General features: G+C 64.3%; 23 protein-coding genes. 10 read left to right on the top strand and 13 right to left on the bottom strand.

The annotated features are described in order from the left end of the window. The first annotated feature begins 55 nt into the window (after positions 1–55). The gene (locus CE_RS05465) at positions 56–826 is read left to right on the top strand and encodes a CoA transferase (RefSeq protein ID WP_006769968.1); all 771 of its coding nucleotides are present in this window, start codon (positions 56–58) and stop codon (positions 824–826) included. Between the two features lie 75 nt (positions 827–901). On the opposite strand, the gene CE_RS05460 is transcribed toward CE_RS05465, so the two are convergent. Beyond that, positions 902–1,666, bottom strand: coding sequence for a GntR family transcriptional regulator (locus CE_RS05460; protein ID WP_006769969.1), 765 nt, complete (start codon positions 1,664–1,666; stop codon positions 902–904). 262 nt (positions 1,667–1,928) lie between these two features. On the opposite strand from CE_RS05460, the gene CE_RS05455 reads away from it, so the two are divergent. Further along, positions 1,929–3,338: a class II fumarate hydratase gene (locus CE_RS05455; protein ID WP_011075274.1), complete on the top strand. Its 1,410-nt coding sequence runs from the start codon at positions 1,929–1,931 to the stop codon at positions 3,336–3,338. 106 nt (positions 3,339–3,444) lie between these two features. Here CE_RS05455 and CE_RS05450 read toward each other — a convergent pair whose 3' ends face one another. Both CE_RS05450 and CE_RS05445 read right to left on the bottom strand, forming a co-directional pair. Beyond that, a complete protein-coding gene (locus tag CE_RS05450) occupies positions 3,445–4,707 on the bottom strand; it encodes a hypothetical protein (RefSeq protein WP_011075272.1) in 1,263 nt (420 codons plus the stop codon). Positions 4,708–4,872: 165 nt separating this feature from the next. Further along, the gene (locus CE_RS05445) at positions 4,873–5,550 is read right to left on the bottom strand and encodes a GntR family transcriptional regulator (protein WP_049783607.1); all 678 of its coding nucleotides are present in this window, start codon (positions 5,548–5,550) and stop codon (positions 4,873–4,875) included. Positions 5,551–5,698: 148 nt separating this feature from the next. On the opposite strand from CE_RS05445, the gene CE_RS05440 reads away from it, so the two are divergent. The 4 genes from CE_RS05440 (at position 5,699) to CE_RS05425 (ending at position 9,425) form a co-directional block, all read left to right on the top strand. Next, positions 5,699–7,060: an NRAMP family divalent metal transporter gene (locus CE_RS05440; protein WP_006769974.1), complete on the top strand. Its 1,362-nt coding sequence runs from the start codon at positions 5,699–5,701 to the stop codon at positions 7,058–7,060. A 64-nt stretch (positions 7,061–7,124) separates the two neighbouring features. Then, a complete protein-coding gene (locus CE_RS05435; RefSeq protein ID WP_006769975.1) occupies positions 7,125–7,892 on the top strand; it encodes a 5-oxoprolinase subunit PxpA in 768 nt (255 codons plus the stop codon). After that, on the top strand, positions 7,882–8,541 hold the full coding sequence (locus tag CE_RS05430) for a 5-oxoprolinase subunit B family protein (protein WP_173362565.1): 660 nt from the start codon (positions 7,882–7,884) through the stop codon (positions 8,539–8,541). The genes CE_RS05435 and CE_RS05430 overlap by 11 nt, the downstream gene beginning before the upstream one ends. Next, positions 8,538–9,425 (top strand): biotin-dependent carboxyltransferase family protein, encoded by an 888-nt coding sequence (locus tag CE_RS05425; protein WP_006769977.1) that lies wholly within the window; start codon positions 8,538–8,540, stop codon positions 9,423–9,425. The genes CE_RS05430 and CE_RS05425 overlap by 4 nt, the downstream gene beginning before the upstream one ends. Here CE_RS05425 and CE_RS05420 read toward each other — a convergent pair. Together CE_RS05420 and CE_RS05415 are read right to left on the bottom strand one after the other, a co-directional pair. Further along, on the bottom strand, positions 9,422–9,955 hold the full coding sequence (locus CE_RS05420) for a GNAT family N-acetyltransferase (RefSeq protein WP_006769978.1): 534 nt from the start codon (positions 9,953–9,955) through the stop codon (positions 9,422–9,424). The two genes, CE_RS05425 and CE_RS05420, sit on opposite strands and share 4 nt — an antisense overlap. Positions 9,956–10,023: 68 nt before the next feature. Continuing rightward, positions 10,024–10,704 (bottom strand): hypothetical protein, encoded by a 681-nt coding sequence (locus CE_RS05415; RefSeq protein ID WP_006769979.1) that lies wholly within the window; start codon positions 10,702–10,704, stop codon positions 10,024–10,026. A gap of 63 nt (positions 10,705–10,767) precedes the next feature. Between CE_RS05415 and CE_RS05410 the strand changes: the two genes are divergently transcribed. Continuing rightward, the gene (locus tag CE_RS05410) at positions 10,768–11,109 is read left to right on the top strand and encodes a DUF5997 family protein (RefSeq protein WP_006769980.1); all 342 of its coding nucleotides are present in this window, start codon (positions 10,768–10,770) and stop codon (positions 11,107–11,109) included. Here the strand turns inward: CE_RS05410 and CE_RS05405 are convergent. The 3 genes from CE_RS05405 to glyA form a co-directional block, all read right to left on the bottom strand. Beyond that, positions 11,106–11,843 (bottom strand): aminotransferase class IV, encoded by a 738-nt coding sequence (locus CE_RS05405; RefSeq protein ID WP_006769981.1) that lies wholly within the window; start codon positions 11,841–11,843, stop codon positions 11,106–11,108. The two genes, CE_RS05410 and CE_RS05405, sit on opposite strands and share 4 nt — an antisense overlap. Next, on the bottom strand, positions 11,840–13,708 hold the full coding sequence (pabB, locus tag CE_RS05400; protein ID WP_006769982.1) for an aminodeoxychorismate synthase component I: 1,869 nt from the start codon (positions 13,706–13,708) through the stop codon (positions 11,840–11,842). Before pabB ends, CE_RS05405 begins: the two co-directional genes overlap by 4 nt. A 92-nt stretch (positions 13,709–13,800) precedes the next feature. Then, positions 13,801–15,105, bottom strand: coding sequence for a serine hydroxymethyltransferase (gene glyA / locus CE_RS05395; RefSeq protein WP_006769983.1), 1,305 nt, complete (start codon positions 15,103–15,105; stop codon positions 13,801–13,803). A 226-nt stretch (positions 15,106–15,331) separates the two neighbouring features. Here glyA and coaA point away from each other — a divergent pair, with 226 nt between their 5' ends. Further along, positions 15,332–16,318, top strand: coding sequence for a type I pantothenate kinase (gene coaA / locus CE_RS05390; RefSeq protein ID WP_006769984.1), 987 nt, complete (start codon positions 15,332–15,334; stop codon positions 16,316–16,318). A gap of 63 nt (positions 16,319–16,381) precedes the next feature. Here the strand turns inward: coaA and CE_RS05385 are convergent, their stop codons facing one another. The 5 genes from CE_RS05385 to mca form a co-directional block, all read right to left on the bottom strand. Beyond that, positions 16,382–16,900 (bottom strand): flavodoxin domain-containing protein, encoded by a 519-nt coding sequence (locus CE_RS05385; RefSeq protein ID WP_006769985.1) that lies wholly within the window; start codon positions 16,898–16,900, stop codon positions 16,382–16,384. A 26-nt stretch (positions 16,901–16,926) separates the two neighbouring features. Further along, on the bottom strand, positions 16,927–17,697 hold the full coding sequence (locus CE_RS05380) for an isoprenyl transferase (RefSeq protein ID WP_143758428.1): 771 nt from the start codon (positions 17,695–17,697) through the stop codon (positions 16,927–16,929). 218 nt (positions 17,698–17,915) lie between these two features. Then, the gene (locus CE_RS05375) at positions 17,916–19,010 is read right to left on the bottom strand and encodes a 3-deoxy-7-phosphoheptulonate synthase (protein WP_035109934.1); all 1,095 of its coding nucleotides are present in this window, start codon (positions 19,008–19,010) and stop codon (positions 17,916–17,918) included. Positions 19,011–19,249: 239 nt separating this feature from the next. Next, on the bottom strand, positions 19,250–19,570 hold the full coding sequence (locus tag CE_RS05370; RefSeq protein WP_006769988.1) for a hypothetical protein: 321 nt from the start codon (positions 19,568–19,570) through the stop codon (positions 19,250–19,252). Positions 19,571–19,627: 57 nt separating this feature from the next. Further along, the gene (gene mca / locus CE_RS05365; RefSeq protein ID WP_006769989.1) at positions 19,628–20,503 is read right to left on the bottom strand and encodes a mycothiol conjugate amidase Mca; all 876 of its coding nucleotides are present in this window, start codon (positions 20,501–20,503) and stop codon (positions 19,628–19,630) included. A 232-nt stretch (positions 20,504–20,735) separates the two neighbouring features. Between mca and CE_RS14830 the strand changes: the two genes are divergently transcribed. Together CE_RS14830 and greA are read left to right on the top strand one after the other, a co-directional pair. Beyond that, positions 20,736–21,221, top strand: coding sequence for a DUF4307 domain-containing protein (locus CE_RS14830; RefSeq protein ID WP_143758427.1), 486 nt, complete (start codon positions 20,736–20,738; stop codon positions 21,219–21,221). 175 nt (positions 21,222–21,396) lie between these two features. Next, positions 21,397–21,921 (top strand): transcription elongation factor GreA, encoded by a 525-nt coding sequence (gene greA, locus CE_RS05355; protein WP_006769991.1) that lies wholly within the window; start codon positions 21,397–21,399, stop codon positions 21,919–21,921. Positions 21,922–21,928: the final 7 nt, after the last annotated feature.

Genomic DNA, 21,928 nt, shown 5'->3' with positions numbered 1-21,928 from the left:
AGCTCCCGTAACGCCCTGACCACACAACACCAGCACTCACTGCGTAAGGATTGACATGAGTACCACTCACAACACCACGACGGAGAGGTCGAATGGACTCATCCGTGGCATCGACCTCGCGGTCACAGTCCTGATCCGGCTCTCCATCTCCCTGGGCGCGGCGGCCACCCTGGACATGGTGATCAACGTGTTCCTGGATGTGGTCATGCGGTTCGGCATGAACACCCCGATCCAGGGCACCTACTACCTGGAATCCGGTGATGTCCCGGGCCGCCAGGGCAGCGGCCACGACGCCATCCCCACCTACCGCCAGTTCACCGCCGGCGACGGACGCGACATCGTCACCACCGCCAACACCGAGCGCATGTGGAAGGCCATGGCTGAGGTGCTCGGCCACCCGGAGCTTATCGACGACCCCCGCTTCACCCTCAACCGGGACCGGCTCAAGCACAAGGAGGAGCTGTGGGCCATCATCGAACCGGCCTTCCTCACCCGCGACACCGCCGAATGGGTCCAGCTGTTCAACAAGGCCGGCATCCCCGTCGGCATGGTCAACACCCTCGACCTGGCCCTCGCATCCCCGCAGGTGCTCCACCGCGAGATGGTTGTGGAACTGGAGGACGGCAATGGCTCCTCCGTGAAGACCCTGGGCAACCCCATCAAACTCTCCCGCAACCCCCGCGGGGCGGATTCCTTCCCACCGGCGCTGGGTGAGCACACCACCAACATCCTGCGCACCGTGCTGGGTAAATCCTCCTCCGATATCGACGACCTGCTGGCCTCCGGCATCGTCGTCGCACCGCGCCAGGAGATGGCGGTGGACTAATCCCCCTGCCCCGCCACAACAACCCAGCCCGTCCCCTTCTGTGGGGACGGGCTGGGTTGTTCGTCGACAAGCCCCCTAGCTGAACTGCCAGGTGGAGGGGCTCTCCCCCGTCAACGCCAGGTAGGCGTCCCGGATGATGCCCATCGACAGGGCACGGGCGAGCTGGCGGTCACGGCGTTCGAAGGCACGCAGCAGACGCACATGATCCTGGTAGGACTCCTCCATGCGCCCGGGCAGCGCCATGGATTTGCGCCGCAGACGCAGACTGGACATGCCGATGGAATCGATGAAACCGGCGATCAGGCTGTTGCCGGCGATCTCCGTGGCCGCCTCACCGAAGGAGATACTCGCCCAGAAGAACGCATTGACGTCATCATTTCTCCAGGCTGCACCCATATTGTCCACCTGGGCCCGCATCGGGTCGAGGTCACCGCCCTGCCAGTTGAGGCACACCGCCTCCGACATGAACCCGGTCAGCAGCGCACGCGCATGGTAGAGCTCCCGGATCGGCACATCGAGGAAACCGGACACACGCGGCCGACGACGCGCCGGCACCTCAACCATGCGGTGTTTCTCCAACATCAACAGCGCCTCACGCACCGGGGTGCGGCTGGTGCCGAACTGCTTGGCCAGATCCACGGAGTTGACCTCATCCCCGGGCAGCAGCTCGCCCTCGATGATCCGCAGACCCACATCACCGGCGATCTGCGCCACCAGCGAATCCCCGCGGTCATCCACCCCCAGGCTGCGCATCAGGAGCCGACGCAAACTGTCCCGGAATTCATCCTCAGGCATCGCCTGTGGATCAACGGTCTCAACATCACCGCGGTGATCAGTCATGGTCTACTCCTCGGTGGTCCGTGCACACTGTGTATATTAGCGTCGTTTCCGGGCTGGCCTGGTTGCATCCGGTGGGCAGGCACCCCGTGGAGACACCCCGCCGGTGAATTACCACACCATATTCCACCGGGCCACACCGGCGTGCGCCATAATTGTTGTGGACCCAGACCACTTTCCGTTGACATGCCGGTGAGAATCACTTACCGGCCGGGTAAGCTTGGCTCCAGCCATATTTAACTCGACGCTAGAAATGAGTGATTTCATGACCGAGCAGGAATTCCGTATTGAACACGACACCATGGGTGAAGTGAAGGTCCCCGCACAGGCTCTGTGGCGTGCACAGACCCAGCGTGCCGTGGAGAACTTCCCCATCTCTGGCCGTGGTCTGGAATCCGCACAGATCCGCGCGATGGGCCTGCTGAAGGCAGCCTGCGCGCAGGTGAACAAGGACTCCGGTGCCCTGGATGCCGCCAAGGCCGACGCCATCATCGCCGCCGGCAAGGAGATCGCCACCGGCAAGCATGATGCCGAGTTCCCGATCGACGTCTTCCAGACCGGTTCCGGCACCTCCTCCAACATGAACACCAACGAGGTCATCGCCTCCATCGCGAAGGCCAACGGCACCGAGGTCCACCCTAACGACGATGTCAACATGGGCCAGTCCTCCAATGACACCTTCCCCACCGCGACCCACGTCGCCGCCACCGAGGCAGCCGTCAATGACCTGATCCCGGGCCTGAAGGTGCTGCACGAGTCCCTGGCCAAGAAGGCCAACGAGTGGGATTCCGTGGTCAAGTCCGGCCGCACCCACCTCATGGACGCCGTCCCGGTCACCCTGGGCCAGGAGTTCGGCGGCTACGCACGCCAGATCCAGCTCGGCATCGAGCGCATCGAGGCCACCCTGCCACGTCTGGGTGAGCTGGCCATCGGTGGTACCGCCGTCGGCACCGGCATCAACACCTCCGCCGACTTCGGTGGCAAGGTTGTCGCCGAGCTCGTCGAGCTCACCGGCGTCACCCAGCTGCAGGAGGCAGCCAACCACTTCGAGGCACAGGCCAACCGCGACGCCCTCGTCGAGTTCTCCGGCGCGATGCGCGTTGTCGCCGTCTCCCTCTACAAGATCGCCAACGACATCCGCCTCATGGGCTCCGGCCCGCTGACCGGCCTCGGCGAGATCCAGCTGCCCGACCTGCAGCCGGGTTCCTCCATCATGCCGGGCAAGGTCAACCCCGTCCTGTGCGAGACCGCCACCCAGGTCTCCGCCCAGGTCATCGGCAACGACGCCGCTGTCGCCTTCGCCGGCAGCCAGGGCCAGTTCGAGCTCAACGTGTTCATCCCCGTGATGGCCCGCAACGTCCTTGAGTCCGCCCGCCTGCTGGCCAACACCGCGCGCGTGTTCGCCACCCGCCTGGTTGACGGCATTGTTCCCAACGAGGAGCACATGAAGCAGCTGGCCGAGTCCTCCCCGTCCATTGTCACTCCGCTGAACTCCGCAATCGGCTACGAAGCCGCCGCGAAGGTCGCCAAGGCTGCGCTGGCAGAGGGCAAGACCATCCGCCAGACCGTCATCGACATGGGCTTTGTCGACGGTGAGAAGCTGACCGAGGAGGAGCTGGACAAGCGTCTGGACGTTCTCGCGATGGCCAACACCGACCGCAAGCAGAAGTTCTAAACACGCGTTTAGCCACCACGAGGAGGGGCAGGGCACTTCGGTGCCCTGCCCCTTTTTTCTGTTTGGTCCCTGAGTGGCCTGCCGGTGTGGCTGATGGGCTCCGTGGTCAGTAGCGGAAGTCGTCGGGCCCCAGGTCACGGGGGCCGAAATCATCGAAACTGTCCCCGAACCCGTCCTGCTGGAGCATCTCCATGAGGTAGGCATCCGGTCGGACCTCAATACCGATGGACCCCGGCTGGGGGGCGTCGGCGGTGGGGACGGCCCATTCCTCATCCTCGGTGGGTTCGATGATCCGGTAGTCGGTGAAGGTATTGATCTGGTTGTCATACAGCAGGTGCAGCCGGGGACTGATCGAGGTGGGGTTGCCCAGACCGAAACGCATGGCGATGCGCACCATGGAGGTGATGCCGTTCATGAGGTTCTCACCGGTGGTGACAGGCCGGGCGATGAGGAGATCACGGTCCGGGACGGCGAAGATCACACCCCTGCTCTGATCCAGGTCCGGGGCCCAGCGGTGCAACAAATCCGTGAGGAACAGCGGCGAGCTGCCCAGGTAGTAGGACGAGGATTCAAACGCCCAGAAATCCGAGCCCTCACCGCCTTCATCGTTGTTGAAGTAGGTGACATCCACATCCGCGTCCAGCAGTTCCTGCCAGGTGTTGCGATCGGCCGCCCGTTCCAGGGCATCGAGGGAATCGAACTCCTCCAGCTCATGTAGGGGTTGGATGCGGATGGCGTGCTCGGTGTCCAGGACCAGGGCGATGGAGGTATCCGAGGTGAAGTCCCGCAGCACGGATGTCTCCCGGATCTGGCGTTCCACACCATCGCTGGTCTCCAGGATGCTGTCGCCCTGCTCCGGGTTGGGCAGCAGGCGCAGGCGCAGGCTCTTGTACAGATCCGCCGTGGACAGGGTGCTCAGGGTGGCATCGGCGAGGGTGCCGTGCACGAAGTTGTCGACCAGCTCGGGCAACTGGCCCAGATCATCCAGGCCCGCGGCGTTCATTGCCAGGGTCCGCAGGGAGACATGCGCTGCACCACCATCGGGTCGGTGCACCATGGCGGAGGCACCATCAATGGTGATCTGGGCATCCTTCAGAGCGAAACGGTATTCCAGTTCGCGGCGGAGCATGTTCGCCCGGGAGCGGTTGAGCTGGGGCAGGTCAGTGTCGGGGAGGAAATCCGCCGGGGTGAGGATGCCGTTGCCATCCCGCTCGACCTTCTGCTCCACCGGGTCTCCCGGTCGTCGGCCAGGAACGGGGGTGAAGTCCGGATTGGTGTCATCAGGGGTGTTTTCCGGCGCAGCAGAATGTTCCACCGGTTCCTCCCGGCGGTTCTTTCTGAAACGTCGTCCGAAAAACCCGAAGGCCATGAATACTGACTCCTTCTCTGGCGTTCTCTGACACGATCCTGCAGGAAATCCTAACCCATGCCCTGCTGTGTCGACGGGGTCACCCCGTGCATCATCACCGGGTAGCGGAGGGTATCGGAGCGTAGTGCAGGATATCGCAGCTGAGCTATCCATATTAGTGCATTTTTACCCGTAGGTTTTTGTGGCGGTCGTTTCATCGGCGGGCAGCAGCTCGAGGAGGTTGTTCCGGGAGTGTTCGAGATAACCGCGCAGAAAGGACTCCGCCTCGGAGAACCTGCGCTGCCTCATCAGGTTGAGCAGCTGGCGGTTCTTCTCCACATAGGGCCCGTGGGTTTTCCGACCGCCGCCGGTGGAGATGAAGCCGATCCGGGCCAGCACCAGGACCTTGCGGGCATCCACGGACAGGCGTCTCACCCCGGCGATATCGACCAGTGCCTGGTGGAAGGCGGTGTTGAACATCCCCACCCGGTGCCAGTCCTGCTCCTCCACCGCCGCGCACGCAGCCCGGTAGGCCTCCTCCATGCGGAGAAGACAGTCATCCAGATGGGGGGAATGCTCGGCCTGACGGATCACGGCGGGTTCGATGAAGAGGCGGTAGGCGTAGAGATCAGCCACGTCCTCGTGGGTGAAGGAGTGGACGAACACGCCCCGGTTGGGGATGTGGTCCACCAGGCCATCCCTGGCCAGTATCCGGAAGGCCTCGCGCAGGGTGTTGCGGGAACACCCGAGCTCCTCAGCCAGCGGGATCTCCAGCAACTGGGTGCCGGGGGCCACCTCTCCCCTGTCAATGCGTTCCATGATCTCTGTGGCCAGCTGCGTCGATACTCCCAATGCCGTGGTCATGCCCCCATGGTATTTCACCATTGGTGCGGTGTCGGCGCTATGACGGGGCCAGATCAACCCCACCCCTCTTGTGTCGTGAACCACAGGGGGTCTACACTCAAACCCATATCACCCACATTGTTGAACAATCCTGAGAGTAGGTGGGGCAGTGCCCGCGAAGTCCGAGAAGAATAATGCGCTCCCAACCACACACGGCACCACCCCGGACGTGGACGGTGCCAGCACGGAGACCCACCCCGACCCCCACGCAGCAACCCACCCTGACGCCCGGCGCGCCGCCGCCCCGACGCTGAAACAGGCGGCGGTGGGGGCGACGTCGAGAAGCGCCCTGATGGGGGCGATCTTCCTGATGGCCACCTCTGCCATCGGGCCCGGGTTCCTCACCCAGACCGCCGTGTTCACCAACCAGCTGGGTGCGGCCTTCGCGTTTGCCATCCTGGTCTCCATCCTCATCGACATTGCCGTCCAGCTGAATGTGTGGCGGGTCGTCGGTGTCTCCGGCCTGCGTGCCCAGGAGTTGGGCAACACCGTCCTGCCGGGCCTGGGCTGGGTGCTGGCGGTGCTCGTCTGCGTCGGCGGTGCGGTGTTCAACATCGGCAACATCGCCGGTGGCGGCCTGGGGCTGAATGCGCTGCTCGGTCTCGACGTCAAGATCGGCGGCGTGATCACCGCGGCCATCGCGATCGCGATCTTTCTGTTCAAACGCCTCGGCGCGGCCCTGGACAAGTTCCTGGTGTTCCTCGGGGCGATCATGATCATCCTGACCATCTACGTCGCGTTCGTCTCCCAGCCCCCGGTCGGGGAGGCACTGCGCAACACCGTCCTGCCGGAGACCGTCGACTGGTTGGTCATCACCACCCTGGTCGGTGGCACCGTGGGTGGTTACATCACCTACGCCGGCGCCCACCGCATGCTGGATTCGGGCAAGACCGGGCCGGAGAACGTCCGGGCCGTGGCCACCTCCTCGGTCACCGGCATCCTCATCACCGGTGTCATGCGCGTGGTGCTGTTCCTGGCGGTGCTCGGCGTGGTCGCCGGGGGCATCACCCTGTCCACCGAGGGCAACCCCGCCGCGGAGGCCTTCCAGCACGCCGCGGGTGAGGCCGGTCTGCGTATCTTCGGTGCCGTGCTGTGGGCGGCGTCGATCTCCTCGGTCATCGGCGCGAGCTACACGTCTGCCACCTTCCTGGTGAAGAACAAACCCGAGACCCGTCGACTGCAGAACTGGGTCACCATCATCTTCATCCTGCTGTCCTGCACCGTGTTCGTCTTCCTCGGCACCGCCCCCGCCCTGCTCCTGGTGTTCGCCGGTGCGTTCAACGGTCTGGTGCTGCCGATCGGTTTCACCCTGATGATCTATGTCGCGATCTTCCGTCAGAAGGATCTGCTGAAGGGGTACCGGTACCCGCTCTGGTTGATCATCATCGGACTCATCGGGCTGGCCATCGCCTGGTTCCTGGCCTATGTCTCCTTCGGCGGGGTCTTCGACCTGCTCACCACAACCGGCTGATCCACCGCCGGTTGATCCCGACTGATCCACATTCTCACCTATCCCCCATGAAAGGATTAACCTCATGAATCCCCCACACTCCATCGATCTCAACAGCGATCTCGGGGAGAGCTACGGCAGTTGGGTCATGGGCAATGATGAGGCTGTCCTGGACCTGGTCTCCAGCGCGAATATCGCCTGTGGTTTCCACGCCGGTGATGCCACGGTGCTGCTGAAGACCGTGGTCGCCGCGAAGGCCCGGAATGTGCGCATCGGTGCCCACATCGGTTACAACGACCTCACCGGGTTCGGGCGCCGCGCCATGGAATACGACCATGAGGTACTGGTGGCCGAGACGATCTACCAGATCGGGGCGATCCAGGCCGCCGCCACCACCGTCGGGGCCACCGTCGACTACGTCAAACCACACGGTGCGCTCTACAACCGTATCGCCGTGGATGAGGCTCAGGCCGCCGCGGTCATCGAGGCGATGAAGAAGCTCAACCCCGAGCTGCCCCTGATGGTCCTCTCGGGTGCCCCCATCGTCGAGCAGGCCATCTCCGAGGGGCTCACCGTCATCCAGGAGACCTTCGCCGACCGCGCCTACACCTCCGATGGGCGGCTGGTCTCCCGGACCCAGACCGGGGCGGTGCATCACGATCCGCAGGTGGCTGCCCGGCAGGCACTGGCGTTCGCCACCGGCGGGTCCATCACCTCCATCGATGGTGATCCGGTCACGGTTCACGCCGATTCCATCTGTGTCCACGGTGACAACCCCGCCGCCCTCGAGCTGGTCCGCACCATCATCGACACGCTGCGCGCCCACGATGTGGAGGTGCGTCGTGCTCGCTAGACCATGCGGGGATCAGGCGGTGCTCATCGACCTGCTGCGTGAGGATGCCGAGGCCGTCCGCGGCACCGTCCTGGATGCTGTCCTGTCGCTGCACCGCGTGCTGACCGCCCAGCAGGTGCCCGGCATCATCGACATGATCCCGGCCGCGCAGACCCTCCTGGTCACCCTGGACACCCGCCAGATCAGCCCGGCCCGCTTCGTGGAGATCCTCGACGCGATCACCCTGTTGCCCGCCTCCACCGGCGGGGGTGTCACCCGGGAGACGGTGGAGATCCCGGTGCTTTACGACGGCCCGGACCTCGCCGCGGTTGCCGAACTCGCGGGACTCACCGTCGCCGGGTTGATCCGGGCCCACACCGAGACGGTGTGGACCGCCGCCTTCGGCGGCTTCGCCCCCGGGTTCTACTACCTGGTCCCCCGTGGTGACCGGCGCCTCCCGGACATCCCCCGCAGGGATCAACCCCGCACCAAGATCCCCCCGGGTTCGGTGGCGCTCGCCGGCGAATTCAGTGCTGTCTATCCCCAGCCGTCACCGGGTGGGTGGCAGCTACTCGGCACCACCGACATCCCCATGTGGGATGTCGACCGGTGGCAGCCCTCCCTGCTGCAGGCCGGCGACACCGTCCGTTTCGTGGAGGTCACCCCATGAGTTTCACCGTCATCTCACCCGGGCCGCAGGCACTGTTCCAGGACCGGGGGCGTTTCGGGTTCGCCGGATCCGGGGTCGGTTCCTCCGGCTCCTTCGACCGGCTCTCCGCCGCCCGGGCCAACCATCTCCTGGGCAACGACCCCAATGCCACGGTCATCGAGATCCTCATCGGTTCCTTCGAACTGGAGGTCCACGCCCCCGCCACCATCGTGTTCACCGGTACCGCCGCCACCGTCATGGCGGTCGACCGGCGGGGACGATCCAAGAACGCCACCACCAACACCATCCTCGAGGTGGAGGACGGCGACCTGGTCCGCCTGGAGAACGCAGACCACGGCATGCGCGCCTACCTGGCTGTCAGAGGTGGTTTCGAGGTACCCAAGGTCCTCGGCTCCGCCGCCACCGACCTGCTCTCCGCACTCGGCCCGCCCCCGATCCGGGAGGGCGACCAGCTCACCATCGCCCGGGACATCGCGGATAAACAGTGGTGGCCGGTGCTACGGCAACTGCCCACCGTGTGGCGTCACCCCTCGATGACCGAAACCCTCACCGTCATCCGGGGCCCACGCGATCGGTGGTTCACCGACGAGGCCCTGGACGGGTTCTTCCGGCAGCGGTTCACGGTGTCGGCGGACTCCAACCGGATCGGCATCCGCCTGAATGCAGAAAAACCCCTGAGCCGCCGCATCGAGGGCGAACTCAAGAGTGAGGGTATGGTTCGTGGTTCCATCCAGGTGCCGCCCGGTGGGCACCCGGTGATCTTCGGGCCGGATCATCCGGTCACCGGTGGTTATCCCGTCATCGCTGTGCTGACAGCCCGCTCAGCTGACCGCTGCGCCCAGCTCTGGCCCGGTGACAGGGTCCGTTTCACAGTGCAGCACTAGGGCCTGATATCGGGTTTGGGCAGCAGCTTCTCCCAGACATCGGTATCGCGCCATTCCCCGGCCATCTCCCCGTAAGGCATCTTGGCCAGGTGGTGGAAGGTGGCCACCTTCTCAAACCCCCGGGAGGCATGCAGCTTGGCGGATCCCACGTTCTCCGGGAAGATCCAGGAGTGGATCGACCATTTGTGCAGGTCCTGACAGACCTCGATGAGCTTGTCCAACAATGCGCCACCCACGCCGCGTCCCTGCCCCTGCGGGTGGATGTAGATGGAATCCTCCACCACGCCGTGGAACACCGCGCGGGTTGATGCCGGTGCTGCAGCCACCCATCCCAGGACGAAGTCGGGATCCTTCTTCTCCGCGGCCACGAAGACGGTTTCCATAATCTTCATGCGGGTGAATTGTTTCCACGTCGGGCCCTTGCGTTCATAGGACGCATGCCCGGTTTCCAGTCCCATCTCGTAGATGGCCCGAACCTGAGGGAAGTCCACCTCGCGGATCGGTCGGATGATGAAGTCGGTCTCAGCCATGCCCTGATTTTCCCTACTCTTGCCCACCTCCGCAACGAGACATTCACGGGTGTAACCCACCCCACAAATTATCGACGTTTCCGGGGCTTGGGGGCCGGTTTTTTCTTCACCAACCGTCCCCTGCCACCCCCATTTGAGTCCCGGCGCGCCTGCTTGGCCAGGGTTTTCTCCCGCGCTGACCGCTTGGGGGCCACCTGTCGGCTGGAGTTGATGGTCCGGCCCCGGGCGATGCCCACAAAGTCCTGGATCGCGTCGGAGTCAGCATCCCGTTTCCACACCAGCGCGATGTGGGTCTCCAGGGCACCGGCATAGTCACGGTGTTCCACCAGTTTCCTACTCAGTACCTTCAGCAGTGGGCGGGGGGCGATCACCACGCCCACATTCGCCGCCACGATCTGCAGGGCGTCCCGCACCGCACCGGCATCCACCTCCCCGGAGGCGGGGGGCTCCCAGTTGATGATCTCCCCGGTCAGCTCCTCCGGGCCCACAGCCCCCTCGGCGGCGGCGAGGAAATAATCCTTGGGGAACGCCACACCCGGTGTTTCCCGGTAGAGCTCAACCACGTGGAAGCGGTCGTCGATACGCGCGTCGGGGAGGCGGGTCAGGGCGAGGGCGGCGTTACCCGCCAACAGTTCCCCGAGGGCGTCATCGGTGTCGATTGCCTCAAGTCCGCCGTGACGGGTGCGTTCGCGGAAACGGGTGAACCACTTACCCGGCTCGGTACCGGTGACGAAACTTAAGGTCAGCATGGAAGTAATGCTACCGTTGTGGGCGTGAACGAAGAATCTGTACGCAAGCCATCGGGCACGGCCATGAAGCCGCAGACCGCCGCCAAGAAACTCGGTCTGTACCTGCCCGCCACGCCAGAGGAGTTCCAGAACAATGCGCTGACCCACCAGGAGTTCAATGCATTGCAGGAAAATCCGCCGGAGTGGCTCCAGACCCTGCGCCGTGAGGGACCGCACCCGCGTCCCGTGGTCGCCCAGAAACTGGGCATCACCATCGCTGCACTGAAGAAGAACGACATGGACCAGCCCCTGACCACAGCTGAGATCAAGGCCCTGCTGGAAAACCAGCCGGACTGGTTGCGGGCCGCACGCACCCAGCTGGCCGAGGGTCGCACCCCGGCAGCCGAGGACGAATCCGAGGACTAGACCTTTTCTGCACTCTCCCACAGCGCCTTGTTCCACCGTTCAACCGGTGGGGCGGGCGCTGCTTTTATTCTCCCGGCACCTCTGCCCCAGTGGGTCACCGGTGTCCATCCGTGCAGTGCACTGCCGCACCAGGCCGGCAGCTGGAGCTGCCGGGTATCAGCGCGGATGACGGTGATGCCAGCATCCCGCCACAGCGGGAGGGTCTGCCGCAGGGTCACCGATGCCAGCACCGGACGCGCCGGCAGGATGACGGTGTCCGGATCCCGCCAGAACACCAGCGCGGCGTTGGCGGCCTCCAGCACCACACCGTGCGCGTCGATGAGCAGGGCATCATCACAGTGGTAGTCGGTGGCCAGGGCGCGCAGTCTGGATAGCACGGGCAGGTCCGGCCCCTTGACGGTGTGCCGTCGGCGGGGATCAGTCAGGTCGGGTATCCACAGGCTCGAGGTGCGGCGCAACGGCGGGGCGGGGCGGATGGTCACCCCGAACCGGCCGTGACCATCCCGGCTGTCCCACCCGATCCGGGGGAACCACACCCCATCGCGGGGCAGGGCGTCACGCACCGCCGCGAACAATCCCACCGGCACCACACCGGGCACCCAGCCGGCGAAGCGCTGCTGGTGGGCGGACAACCCCACCACCCGGCCGTGATCCAGCAGGAAGGACGTGGTGATCTCCGGTTCCACCACCGGGCCGGGAACCAGTTCCCCGGCCTCCCACCGCAGGTGCCTCACGGGAACTCCACCCCGAGCAGACCCAGCAGGGGCCTCGATTTCACCCGGATCTCCTCCCACTCTGCGGCGGGGTCCGACAGGGCCAGGATCGCCCCGCCGACCCCGTACTCCAGGACGCCGGGGGTGTAGACCACGGTGCGGATCACCATCGACAGATCCACCGCCCCATCAAGGGAGAAATAGCCCAGGCCACCGGAATAGACACCACGGGGGCCGGTCTCCAGCTCGTCGATGATCTCCATGGTGCGGATCTTCGGTGCACCGGTCATGGAACCACCGGGGAACGCCGCCCGCACGCAGTCAATGGGGTCCTTACCCTCCAGCTGGGCGGTAATGGTGCTGACGAGCTGGTGGACGGTGGCGTAGGTCTCGACGTCGAAAAGCTTCTCCACCTGCACCGTTGCCGGTTGCGCCCCGCGGGCGAGATCATTGCGGACCAGGTCGACGATCATGAGGTTCTCGGCGCGGTCCTTGGGGTTGTCGGTGAGATCGGCGATCAAGGCCGCATCCTCCTGCTCGGTACTGCCCCGCGGGCGGGTGCCCTTGATGGGTTTGGATTCCACACGTCCGGAGGCGTCGATGGTGATGAACCGTTCCGGCGACGAGCTCAGCACCGCCATCTCCCCCAGCTGCAGGAATGATCCATAGGAGGTGGGGTTGGCCGCCCGCAGCGCCAGATAGGCGGCGAGGGGATCCACCTCCACCTCCGCGCGCAGCTGGGTGGTCAGGCAGATCTCATAGGACTCCCCGCGGGTGATCAACTCCTGGGCGCGGGCGATCATGTCCAGGTAGCTGTCGCGGTCATCCCGGACGGTGAGCTGGGCGGCCGGGGCGGCAGCGGCACGGGGTGGGCGCAGCTGCCCCAGGGCGGCGGTCATCTCCGCGAACCACTCCCCCTGCTCACCGAGCGCCATGAGCCACACGCGGCCGGGTTCGATGGCGATGGCCCGGTCGGCGAAGATCAGGTGGGCATCGGGATGCGATGAGGCGTGCCGATTGTCCACCCCGCATTCGGCCTTCATCTCATACCCGAGGTATCCCACCCACCCCAGGCGGAAACCCACCCCCGGGGCCACGCGGTTGCGACGCAGATCATCACGCAGCCAGTCGAACAGCTCCCCCTCCCCCACCCGGTGGGTGCGGATCCGTGCATGCGGCCCGGAGGCATCACCCATATAGGTGGTGCCCTGCGGATCATCGAGCCAGAACGCGTGCTCCGACCCGGCGAAGAGCGTCTCGAACACCGCCGCCGGGTCGACGCTTGTCTCCACCACATGCTCGGTGATCTCCCACCGGTGCGCTTGTCGACGCGCCAGGCTCAGGAAATTCGCCATGATCCGGTGCCCGAACTGCCCGCCGATGGATTCCGGGTGGAACTGCACACCCCACTGGGGCAGCTCGCGGTGGCGCAGCGCCATGATCAGCCCGTCCCCGGTCCTCGCGGTGACCTCCAGTTCCGGCGGCAGATCGGTGGCCACCAGGGAGTGGTAACGGACGGCGTCGAACTGGGGCGGGATGGCGTCGAAAAGCTCGGACCCGTCGTGGTGGATGCGGGTGACCTGACCGTGCACCGGGACCGGCGCCGGGCCCACCGCGCCGCCGTGGGCGAGCGCGATGCCCTGATGCCCCAGGCACACCCCGAGGACCGGGACCAGACCACGTTCGATCACCCCGCGGCAGCTGCCGAAATCCGCCGCCACCCCGGGGTGGCCGGGGCCGGGTGAGATGATGACGGCGTCGAACAGCGTCTCGTCGATCTGCGCATCATTGGGCACCACCGTCGGTGCCGCACCGGTGACCTCCTCCACATACGTGGCGAGGTTGAAGGTGAAGGAATCATAATTGTCGATGATCAGTACGCGCACACGGGGGTCCTTCGTGGAATCCTTTTAAGAATGGGTGAAGGCACCGCCGGGAACATCCGGCGATGCCTTCTCAACACGGCAGAGGTGTCAGTTTAGACGATGGTCCAGTCCTCGAGACCCTCGTACAGCGGGTACTGCTCAGCCAGCTTGGTCACGCGGGCCTGCAGTGACTCCAGATCCGCGGACTTGCCCTGTGCCAGGGCGGTTCCGATGATGTCGGCGACCTCGGTGAAGGCGGTGGCATCGAAACCACGGGTGGCCAGCGCCGGGGTGCCGATACGCAGACCGGAGGTGACCATCGGCGGACGCGGGTCGAAGGGAACCGCGTTGCGGTTGACGGTGATGCCGACCTCGTGCAGGAGATCCTCGGCCTGCTGGCCGTCCATCTCGGAGTTGCGCAGATCAGCCAGGACCAGGTGCACATCGGTGCCACCGGTGAGGACATCAATGCCTGCGGCCTTGGCGTCGGAGGCGGTGAGACGCTCCGCGAGGATGCGGGCACCCTCGATGGTGCGGGCCTGACGCTCGGCGAACTGGTCGGTGCCGGCGATCTTCAGGGCGGTGGCCTTGGCGGCGATCGCGTGCATGAGCGGACCACCCTGCTGGCCCGGGAACACCGAGGAGTTCAGCTTCTTGGCGTAGTCCTGCTTGGCCAGGATGATGCCGGAGCGGGGACCACCCAGGGTCTTGTGGACGGTGGAGGACACCACATCGGCGTACGGCACCGGGCTGGGGTGCAGACCGGCGGCAACCAGGCCGGCGAAGTGCGCCATGTCCACCCACAGGGTGGCTCCGACCTCATCGGCGATCTCACGGAAGGCCGCGAAATCCAGGTGACGGGGGTAGGCGGACCAACCGGCGATGATCACCTTCGGCTGCTCCTTGATGGCCTGCTCACGAACCTGATCCATGTCAACGAGCATGGTGTCGGGGTCCACGCCGTAGGCGGCGACTTCATAGAGCTTGCCGGAGAAGTTCAGTTTCATGCCGTGGGTCAGGTGACCACCGTGGGCCAGGGACAGACCCATGATCTTGTCACCCGGGTCGGCCAGGGTCATCAGGACCGCTGCATTGGCCTGGGCACCGGAGTGCGGCTGGACATTGGCGAACTCGGCATCGAACAGGGCCTTGGCACGGTCACGGGCCAGGTCCTCGATGATGTCGACCTGCTCGCAACCACCGTAGTAACGGCGGCCGGGGTAACCCTCTGCATATTTATTGGTGAGAACGGAACCCTGGGCCTGCAGAACAGAACGGGGCACAAAGTTCTCGGAGGCGATCATCTCAAGGGTGTCGCGCTGTCGGCTGAGCTCGCCAGCGATGGCCTGGGCCACCTCCGGATCGATCTCGCTCAGTGGCTGGTAACGGACATCATCCGCATGGTGGGCATCGGTCATCAGGTCAGCTAACCTTTCACAAGACGAATCCCGCGTGTAAGACCTCACGCGCGGGACAGGTACAAATTCAGCATAGCCCCCCACCCCCCAGATGAGAAAGTGCGGGGGCCAGGTTAATTCCCCTGCGTTCTGCGGGTGTGCGACCGCCCCCCACATCCCCGCCTCTGTTGCCCCAATCACAACCCCGACAGCACGGTGCCGGGGGTCAGGGGGCACAATAGGATCTATGGCAGCTCCGCTCAATGCTCAGACCCGTGCACCCCAGGCAACCGGTCGCGCCCCGGATTTCAGTCCGTACCTCGACTTCGACCGTGCCCAGTGGCGGGAACTGCGCAAATCCATGCCCCAGGTCCTCACCGAGGAGGAGGTCGTGGCGCTGCGCGGACTGGGTGAGAACATCGACCTGGATGAGGTCGCCGAGGTCTACCTGCCACTGTCGCGTCTGATCCACCTGCAGGTCAATGCCCGCCAGGAACTGACCGTGGCCACGGAGACCTTCCTGGGCACCTCCTCCGCTCGCATGTTCCCGGGCAGCCATGTGCCGTTTGTCATCGGTGTCGCCGGTTCGGTGGCGGTGGGTAAATCAACCACCGCGCGTCTGCTGCAGGTGCTGCTGCAACGCTGGAGTTCCCACCCGCGGGTGGATCTGGTGACCACCGACGGTTTCCTCTACCCAGGTGAGGAACTGCAACGCCGCGGCATCATGAACCGCAAGGGTTTCCCCGAGAGCTATGACCAGCGGGCCCTGCTGCGTTTCGTCACCGACGTGAAATCCGGCAAGTTCAATGTGCGGGCACCGGTGTATTCGCACACCGCCTACGACCGGGTGCCCGGCAAGTACATCACCGTGGATCAACCCGACATCCTCATCGTCGAAGGGCTCAACGTCCTGCAGACCGGTCCCACCCTCATGGTCAGTGACCTGTTTGATTTCAGCGTGTATGTCGATGCCCGCACCGAGGACATCGAACGCTGGTACATCGAGCGCTTCCTGCAGCTGCGCGACACCGCCTTCCGTCACCCCGACGCGCACTTCCGGCACTACGCCGACATCGGCGATGAGAAGGCCACCGCCGTGGCCCGCGAGATCTGGCAGTCCATCAACCTGCCCAACCTGGTGGAGAACATCCTGCCCACCCGGGTGCGCGCCTCCCTGGTGCTGCGCAAGAGCGCCGACCACCTCGTCGAGCGGGTGCGGATGCGCAAACTCTGACACGCTGCTTGTCGACGAACCGACCCGCCCGCCATTTGTTGGGCCGTGCGCCCGGCAGTGTGCTCAGCCGTTAGCCCAGGCGACGACCTCATCCAGGCGGGTGAGATCAACCCGGTCGACGTCGGTGTCGAAGGTCTCGATCATCATCTTGTCATTGGCGTTTTTCATCGGCTTGGCCTTGAGCATGTTGACCACGGTCCACATGGTCGTGCGGTGCGCGGTGGACAGCTCCGAGTAGTTCAGGCGACCCGAGAGGTAGAACCGGGTGACGCGGTCGGCCTTGTTGCCCAGCGCCCGGGCGGAACCGTCCTTCTTCACCGCGACATCATCCAGGGTCATGCCGACGGTGCACAGCGCCACGCGGCGATCCCCCAGGTCGGTGTCGGTGATGAACTTCGCCCCCGCATTCATCGGCCCGTGGACCGGGCTCAACACCACCAGCGGTGCCTGCGGGTCGGCGGATAGACGCGCCTGTGCCTCATCAAACGACACCGCCTCCACACCACACCGTGCGGCCAGTTCGCTTGCGTACTGCCGGGTGGATCCGTAGACGGATTCAAACGCAACAATCGGCTGGGACATTGCTCTCCTTCATCAGAAGCTGGTGACTATTTTCCAAACCGCCTGCTGCGCTGCGAATAGTCACGCAGTGCCCGGAGGAAGTCGATTCTGCGGAATGCAGGCCAGTAGGTATCAGTGAACCAGATCTCCGAGTACGCCGACTGCCACAGCATGAACCCGGACAGTCGCTGCTCACCGGAGGTGCGGATCACCAGATCCGGATCCGGCTGCCCGGAGGTGTACAGGTGGGTGGAGATGGCCTGGGCATCCACCGACTCAATGACCTCATCGAGGGTTTTGCCCTCATCCCGGGCGGAGGTGAGCAGATCACGCACCGCGTCGACGATCTCCTGGCGTCCGCCGTACCCGACCGCGATGTTCACGGCCACGCCGGTGTGATCCACGGTTTCGCACACGGTTCCACGCAGTCGTTCGGCGAACTCCTTGGGCAGCAGATCCAGGTGGCCGACCAGCCGCACCCGGCAGTTGGTCTCCGGGAGGGAGAGCTCCGCGACAACATCACCGATGATGTCATAGAGCAGCTGCAGTTCAGCCTCATCCCGGCCGAGATTCTCCGTGGACAGCAGGTAGACGGTGACCAGATCCACATCCACGTCATCACACCAGCGGACCAGCTCCCCGATCTTCTTAGCGCCCACGCGGTGTCCGTGGCTGAGATCAACGAAACCGGCCTCCCTGGCCCAGCGGCGGTTGCCATCACACATGATGGCAACGTGCCCAGGCTGCCTCGCGCCGTTGAGCTCCTTGAGGAGCCGGCGTTCATAGAGGGGATAGAGCAGTCTGGGCAGGTTCAACACGTTTAACAGTCTAGTCCCCACCACCGGGATATCGCGCACCCCCGCACCGCGATTCCCGTCTGGGCGTTGTTCGACTATTGCTACACAGTCCTGGCCGGGGACCCCTGGTGTGTCGGAATAGTTGCATGTCCACCCCGGATGCATGTGACTATTCCACCACGGGTCAGGCTGTGGGGCCCCGGCGTGTCGGGATAGTCGAACTCCGGATCTCCCTGCGGTCAGGCCTGCCGGCGGGTACGGACCGCCGCGGCGAGCTCACCGAGCAGATCGACGGTGGTGTCGATGTCGATGCACTTGTCGGTGACGGACTGGCCGTAGACCAGCCCCTCACCGCCGTTGATCTTCAGCCTGGCAGGATCCAGGTTCTGGGCGCCACCGACGAGGAAGGACTCGATCATGATGCCGGCGATGGCCTCATCACCAGCGGCGATCTGCTCGGCGATCTCACGGACCACACCGACCTGACGGATATGGTCCTTGCCTGAGTTGGCGTGGGAGGCATCGATCATGAGACGTGCCCCCTCCCCCAGCTTCTCCACGGCCTGCGCCACGGATGCCGCATCGTGGTTGGGTCCGGTGGTGCCACCACGGAGGATGATATGGCTGTTGGAGTTACCCGCGGTCTGCACCACCGAGGGTGCACCGTGGTCGGAGGTGCCAAAGAAGAAGTGGGGGCTCCGGGCGGATTCCACCGCATCGATGGCAACCTGGACATTGCCGTCGGTGCCGTTCTTGAAACCGATGGGCATGGACATCCCGGAGGCGAGCTGGCGGTGGACCTGGGATTCGGTGGTGCGTGCACCGATGGCACCCCAGGCCACGGCATCGGCGTAGTACTGCGGGCTGTTCGGTTCGAGGAATTCACAACCGACGGGCAGGTCGAGGTTCACAACGTCGATAAGCACCTTGCGTGCCAGGCGCAGTCCCTCGGCGATGTCGTAGGTCTCGTTGAGGTGCGGATCATTGATCAGCCCCTTCCACCCGACGGTGGTGCGTGGCTTCTCGAAGTAGACACGCATGACGATCTTCAGGTCCTGGTCCAGCCGCTTGGCCAGGGGCGCCAGGCGGTTGGCGTAGTCGATCGCAGCCTCCGGGTCATGGACCGAACACGGGCCGACCACAACCACGAGGCGGTCATCATCGCCGGCGAAGATATCGGCGATCTCCTGGCGGTCGCGCTCAACCTTCTCCGCCTGACGTGGACTCAGGGGGTTGTCGGCGGTGAGTTCGGCCGGGCTGGGCAGCTCATGGAAGGCAACCACCCGTTTGTTGCTGGTGGATGCCGGGTTGGGGAGGGACACTGGGGCGCTCATGGTGCTGGGGTCTGCCTTTCGGGCGGTGATGGTGGTGTGGAAACCGTTTATGGGGGAAATCATATGGGGAAACAAAAAAGCAGCCCCTCGACCCTTGCGGGGAGGTGCTGCTCGGCTCCGGTTCTGTTCGCGTTCTAGCTAGGCACGATCAACGGCCAGCTGACGCGGGAAGGCCCCGGAGCCGGTCGGAAAATAAAATCGTGCTGCGAACATGAAGAAGACCATAACACACTTCCTATCTAAAGGAAGCCTTTCTTGGATTTATCATTCAGACCGGCCTCCGCCATGGCCTTCCGGATCCCCTCGATATCAAAGGGATCCAGGCCGTTGCGCTCGGCGAAGATTCGACGGCGGTTCATCCGCGACCAGCGGCGGTGGAACATCCACCCGAGGGTGAGGATGGCCGCACCCATCAACGCCAGGATGAGCAGGCCGATCGGGGAGGCCTTCCCGAACTCGGGGCCCAGGGGGCCACCTCCCTGCTGCTGGGCAAGGATGAAGAAAGTCGTGTCGTTGTACACGCTGGCTGCGGTAGTCAACACGGGGCTGATGTCAATCACGCCTGAGCGTCCTTCCTGAAGGATCTGATCCGGTAACGGATGTCAGAGGGATGCCAACTAGTCCGCATCCGGGTTGATACCGGCGAACAGGTCGTCTTCCGGGATGGCGGTCCTGACCCGTGTCTGGGCCAGTTCGAATTCCTCTGTAGGCCATAGCCTACGCTGCACCTCCACCGGAGTTCCAAAAAATGCCCCGGCGGGATCGATCTGGGTGGCGTGTGCACGGAGTGCGTCATCACGCTGCTCAAAGTACGCATCACAGGTGACCTGGGTGGTCACACGCGCCATGATGTCTGCCTTGTTCTTCTCCCACCGCTCGATCATCGGCGCATAGGGGCTCGGCTGCCCCATTGACAGCAGCCGCTCGTGGAACATCTCCATCCGCTGGCGGATGAAACCATGGGAGTAGTACAGCTTCAACGGGGTCCATGCCTCACCCAGTTCCGGGGCATAGGACTCATCACCGGAACGCTCCCACGCCAACATGGACACCTCATGGACCTTGAGGTGATCCGGGTGCGGGTAACCACCGTTCTCGTCGTAGGTGATGATCACATGCGGGCGGAATTCGCGGAGGATCTCCACCAGGTCACGGACGATGACCTCGTTGTCCTCGAGCGCGAAGCACCCCTCGGGCAGTGGTGGCAGTGGATCGCCCTGGGGGAGGCCGGAATCGGCGTATCCCAACCAGCGGTGTTCGGTGCCGAGGATCTCCATGGCCTTGTCCATCTCCTCGCGGCGGATGGCCGGGATGTTCTCCAGGACACCCGGCTTTTCCATCGCGGGGTTGAGGATGTCACCGCGTTCACCGCCGGTGCAGGTGACCACCATGACCCGGTTGCCCTCTGCGACATAGCGGGCCATGGTGGCGGCGCCCTTGCTGGACTCGTCGTCGGGGTGGGCGTGGATCGCCAACAGGCGCAGACCACTCACGTGTATTCATCCTTTCCTTGAGGTTTTTCCCGGAACCTGGGGTGGCTGGACGGAAAACCTCATGAAATATTTTGTTGATACGTATCCAGTTAATGATAGACGTAACCGCGTCGACCCCGGTTATTGCTTTGGGCAACTGTGACTAAGATGTTGAGGTGTCTATGCATACGTCCCGCCACGGCTGGGCGGTATGTTCCCCGAACGGCTGTTTAGGATGTCGACGAATTCCGCTATGAGCAACAACCCCAACTCCCCCTCCAACGTCCCAGGCACCCCGGAAATTCCTGACGTCACCCAGCGCCCGGCTTCCCGTTACCGGGGCAACCGGGAGACGATGGCAACCAACAGCTGGTCCGGCAAGGTCATCGCGGTGCTGGCGGTGGTCATCGTGGTGGCGATTGTCATCGCTCTGGTGCAGTTCATGCAGCGTCGCGAGGCGGAGACGGTCACCGGCACCATGGGCGCCTTCGAACGCATCGATGATTCCACGTTTCAGATGAATGTGGATGTCACCCGCGACAACCCCGAGCTGCCCACCTACTGCATCGTGACCGCGCTGGATTACTCCCGTGCGGAGGTTGGTCGCCGGGAGATCCTGGTGGAGCCGAGCACCGAGTCCGTGGTGCGTATCACCACGCAGATCCCCACCAGGGAGCCCGCGGTCTCCGGTGGGGTCTACGGTTGCTCCACCACCATCCCCTCGCATATGAACCTGTAATTCGTGGGGGTCGGGCTGTGCTAAAATCACACCCAGAAAACGTACGTTGACATCGCTGGTCGACTTCCACGCGCGCATATCCGAATGTTGGCCCCGGTTTTCCCGGGGCCTGTGTCATGTGCGCCGGAGGTTGCCCCGGTGGTACATCTCTACAGTTCCCGGGAGGGTTAAAACCATGGCAAGTGCAGATAAGCAGTACATCACGCCTGAAATGAAGGCCAAGCTGGAGGAGGAGCTCAACACCCTCATCGCCCGTCGCCCGATTGTCGCCGCGGAGATCAACGAACGTCGTGAGGAGGGCGACCTCAAGGAGAACGCCGGCTACGACGCGGCCCGCGAGATGCAGGACCAGGAGGAGGCCCGCATCAAGCAGATCTCCGAGGTGCTGGCGAACGCCACCACCGAGCGTGAGGGCATCGTCGAGGGCGTGGCCAACGTCGGTTCCGTCGTCCACGTCTACTACGACGGTGATGAGTCCGACAAGGAGACCTTCCTGATCGGCACCCGTGCCGCCGCGACGGACAACCCCGATCTGGAGACCTACTCCGAGCAGTCCCCGCTCGGTGCAGCAATCCTGGGTGCACACGAGGGTGAAACCCGTGAGTACACTACTCCCAATGGCTCCGCTGTATCAGTTACGATTGTTTCCGCTGAGCCATACAATTCTGAGAAGGCCGCGACCCCGCGCGGCGAGAACTAAGGATTTT

Source organism: Corynebacterium efficiens YS-314 (assembly GCF_000011305.1).
Classification (GTDB): Bacteria; Actinomycetota; Actinomycetes; order Mycobacteriales; family Mycobacteriaceae; genus Corynebacterium; species Corynebacterium efficiens.
This window is presented reverse-complemented; position numbering and strand designations above follow the sequence as displayed.

What these genes read in the sequence shown, in the direction of transcription:
- CE_RS05465 (WP_006769968.1), top strand. Translation starts at nt 56, where the DNA reads ATGAGTACCACTCACAACACCACGACGGAGAGGTCGAATGGACTCATC.
- CE_RS05460 (WP_006769969.1), bottom strand. Translation starts at nt 1,666, where the DNA reads ATGACTGATCACCGCGGTGATGTTGAGACCGTTGATCCACAGGCGATG.
- CE_RS05455 (WP_011075274.1), top strand. Translation starts at nt 1,929, where the DNA reads ATGACCGAGCAGGAATTCCGTATTGAACACGACACCATGGGTGAAGTG.
- CE_RS05450 (WP_011075272.1), bottom strand. Translation starts at nt 4,707, where the DNA reads ATGGCCTTCGGGTTTTTCGGACGACGTTTCAGAAAGAACCGCCGGGAG.
- CE_RS05445 (WP_049783607.1), bottom strand. Translation starts at nt 5,550, where the DNA reads ATGACCACGGCATTGGGAGTATCGACGCAGCTGGCCACAGAGATCATG.
- CE_RS05435 (WP_006769975.1), top strand. Translation starts at nt 7,125, where the DNA reads ATGAATCCCCCACACTCCATCGATCTCAACAGCGATCTCGGGGAGAGC.
- CE_RS05425 (WP_006769977.1), top strand. Translation starts at nt 8,538, where the DNA reads ATGAGTTTCACCGTCATCTCACCCGGGCCGCAGGCACTGTTCCAGGAC.
- CE_RS05420 (WP_006769978.1), bottom strand. Translation starts at nt 9,955, where the DNA reads ATGGCTGAGACCGACTTCATCATCCGACCGATCCGCGAGGTGGACTTC.
- CE_RS05415 (WP_006769979.1), bottom strand. Translation starts at nt 10,704, where the DNA reads ATGCTGACCTTAAGTTTCGTCACCGGTACCGAGCCGGGTAAGTGGTTC.
- CE_RS05410 (WP_006769980.1), top strand. Translation starts at nt 10,768, where the DNA reads ATGAAGCCGCAGACCGCCGCCAAGAAACTCGGTCTGTACCTGCCCGCC.
- glyA (WP_006769983.1), bottom strand. Translation starts at nt 15,105, where the DNA reads ATGACCGATGCCCACCATGCGGATGATGTCCGTTACCAGCCACTGAGC.
- coaA (WP_006769984.1), top strand. Translation starts at nt 15,332, where the DNA reads ATGGCAGCTCCGCTCAATGCTCAGACCCGTGCACCCCAGGCAACCGGT.
- CE_RS05385 (WP_006769985.1), bottom strand. Translation starts at nt 16,900, where the DNA reads ATGTCCCAGCCGATTGTTGCGTTTGAATCCGTCTACGGATCCACCCGG.
- CE_RS05375 (WP_035109934.1), bottom strand. Translation starts at nt 19,010, where the DNA reads ATGAGCGCCCCAGTGTCCCTCCCCAACCCGGCATCCACCAGCAACAAA.
- CE_RS14830 (WP_143758427.1), top strand. Translation starts at nt 20,736, where the DNA reads ATGAGCAACAACCCCAACTCCCCCTCCAACGTCCCAGGCACCCCGGAA.
- greA (WP_006769991.1), top strand. Translation starts at nt 21,397, where the DNA reads ATGGCAAGTGCAGATAAGCAGTACATCACGCCTGAAATGAAGGCCAAG.